The organism is Paenibacillus pseudetheri (genome assembly GCF_924513355.1).
GTDB classification, from domain to species: domain Bacteria; phylum Bacillota; class Bacilli; order Paenibacillales; family Paenibacillaceae; genus Paenibacillus_AQ; species Paenibacillus_AQ pseudetheri.
Genome location: NZ_CAKMAB010000090.1, coordinates 1 through 1,587, shown reverse-complemented (window position 1 = coordinate 1,587; position 1,587 = coordinate 1). Strand labels below are relative to the sequence as shown.

Genomic DNA, 1,587 nt, shown 5'->3' with positions numbered 1-1,587 from the left:
AAGTCTGCTTTCACGTTATCTGGAACTTTGTTAACCTTTTGGAACCGCCGTATGCGGACCCGCATGTACGGTGGTGTGAGAGGACGGGGGCTTGCCGCCCCCTCCTACTTGATAGGCAAGTAAAGGGCAGTGAAAGTGATGAAATTTCAATGTACAGACGGACTAATGAGTTCAATAATCAAAGTTTAACCAGTGAAATCGAAGAATATAGTAAAGTTCAAAAAGAATGGAGACTTCATATTTCTTGCTCTTATTTGTCCGTCGGTAATAATACTGGACGACCTTTGCTACCTGATTGCTTTACTCATTTAATTTACGACGATCTTGAAAAAATATATTACGTAATTCTTGTCTGTATATTTCTTCTCACACCCATGAAAAAACGACTTTTACAGGTGAAGCAGATGAACACAGGCTCGAGATTCCTTCCGTACATATGTCTCCTGATTTTTCACATTCATCCCTCCTACTTCTTTCATCGGAGTTATCCACATTTCTTTGCACTGTATAATTTCCTAAACAATGAAAAAAGGATCAACCAGAAAGAACTGGTTGATCTTAAAATACGAACTGGTAGGATAGTATAAACTGATTGCCGAATTATGAGTAAAAAGAATGTTTCAAAATATGGGTGGGTGGTGAGAATTGAAGGATCCTTTCTTAACTCTTGAATAAAGCAACGGTGGGAATGGTTATTAAAATTTATGAAGTGATTGATTTAATGGGGGAGAATTGGCGTTAGCGGGCGAATACAATAGCACTATAGAAACACGGCAATGTGTCGGACTGTACATTCAAGGGAACAATTAATTTTCCCACACTAGCCATAGATGTGTGATTGCACTTTATTGAAAGTGGACGATATTTCAGGAGGGATTGGAGAAAGTATGAGGAAAAAAGACTGGATTATAGTAATTCTAGTAGTCTCTCTATTCGGAAATGTTGCATTATTTATAGATCATAAACGTGACATCAGAAATGAAGAATTGAAATATGAATTATTGAATGCTTACATTCAACGAGATCTAGCTCAACTTGAAGCAATTATACAGTATCAACTAGATAATAATTGGAAAAATGAAACTCTTGTTACCCAGAAACTAGATGATGCCATTGATTCAATTATCTTACACAGTGGAATGGAAAGAGATAAGGATAAGGAAGACATCCTTATGAAATTGTATGATTACATGAATGAGTTCAAGATTGGTGACGGAACTTTAGATGTTAGCCTAAACGATAAGCAACGTGCCGATTACATCAATTTAGGCCAGAAACTGCGTTCTAACGGGTGGAAGTCTGGCGTAGGATATGATACAAGCTGGGATTCTTTTGCATCAAAAGTAAAGGAGTTCGTAGGGGAGTCATAGAAGTCATAAGTCTGCAAACGGATGTGCATGGATGCTCATTTTTCTATTAGCAAGATGATCTGGTTTCAATTTTCAACTCTTGATTTTCTGAATTTATATCCTTGCTCTACTGATATTCAAAAAGAAGCTGGAAATAATACTATACTTATGTTATCTGTACCTGGATATTTTAATAATTACGATTGTTTTCCTGTCCGCCTCTACCTCTAACTCTAAC

The 1,587-nt window shown here is 36.9% G+C and carries 1 protein-coding gene; it reads left to right on the top strand.

Annotated features, from left to right (window positions below; all coding sequences use genetic code 11):
- Positions 1-887: 887 nt before the first annotated feature.
- On the top strand, positions 888-1,370 hold the full coding sequence (locus L1028_RS30985) for a hypothetical protein (RefSeq protein WP_234541958.1): 483 nt from the start codon (positions 888-890) through the stop codon (positions 1,368-1,370).
- Positions 1,371-1,587: the final 217 nt, after the last annotated feature.